Origin of the sequence: Planktothricoides sp. SR001 (genome assembly GCF_001276715.1) — a bacterium.
Taxonomy (GTDB): Bacteria; Cyanobacteriota; Cyanobacteriia; order Cyanobacteriales; family Laspinemataceae; genus Planktothricoides; species Planktothricoides raciborskii.
In genome coordinates, this window is record NZ_LIUQ01000156.1 from 1 (window position 1) to 1,238 (window position 1,238).

Annotated in this window: 1 pseudogene; it reads left to right on the plus strand. The window is 44.7% G+C overall.

From position 1 onward, the window contains the following. Positions 1 to 1,238, plus strand: a pseudogene (locus AM228_RS28885) (hypothetical protein); the annotation flags it as partial.

Sequence of the window (1,238 nt, forward strand, 5' to 3'; positions counted from 1 at the left end):
ACTTATTCTTAATGAACCCAGCGGGGATTCTCTTTGGGCCAAATGCCAGCCTAAATGTACCCGCAGATTTTACCGCTACCACCGCCACATCTATTGGCCTTGGGCATAATAATTGTTTCCAATCTATTGGCGACAATAACTGGGCAAACTTAGTCGGCAATCCCAGTGATTTTAGCTTTGATTTAGCCCAACCAGGATGGGTAGTTAACTTTGGCGACTTAACCTTAAATTCCGGGCAAAATTTAACCTTATTAGGTGGCGGCATTATCAACAGTGGAAATCTATCCGCACCTGGAGGAAATATTAGTATTGCTGCTGTCCCTGGAGAAAGCCTAGTCAGAATTAGTCAACCGGGGAATATCCTAAGTTTAGATATCGCCACACCGGGATTAAATCAAGGAGTAATTAATCCTTTATCTCTACCACAACTATTGACCGGAGGCAGTCAAATTCTTGACGCCACTCAAGTGCAACAGAATGCTGATGGCACCATTACTTTAACAAGTTCAGCAGTCACCATAGACCCGAATACTGAAACCGGTTTAGTGTTAGCTGCTGGTGACGTGACAACAGAAACCGGCGGTCAGGTGAATGTTTTAACAGGTGGCGGAAACATCATCCTAGACCAAGTGAATAGTGACAAAGTTAATATCAATGCCAATGGCGGAAATATTACTCAGGTTAATAGCGATTCTTTAATTAATGCCAGTGCAGTTCAACTGCAAACTTATGGTCAAGGGGGTATTGGTTTAGAAACCCAACCTTTGCGTCTGGAAGCAGATAATTTAGAAGCAACTGCTGGCAGTGGTGGCGCATTTTTTGAAGTGCCCAATGGGGATATTACTATTGGTGGTGTCACTGATGAGTTAACCGGAATGTCTATCACTGATGGCGGATATTTCAGTTTGGAAGCAGTAGGGAATATTACCGTTAACCAAGATATTTCCACCTCGGTGAGTTTCGGAAATGCGGGCAATATTACCCTGACCAGTGAGGATGGTGCGATCTATACCACTGGTGGGGAGATTTCGGCCTACTCTGAGCTTGGAAATGGTGGTTCTGTCAGCTTAACTGCCCAGGGTGATATTCACACCAGTAAAATTAACATTGAATCATATTCAGAGGCAGGGACTGGAGGGAATGTCTCTCTGCAAACCACTGGTGGTGCCATTGATACCACTGGTGGGGTGATTTCGGCCTCCTCTGGTTACGGAAATGGTGGTTCTGTCAGCTTAACT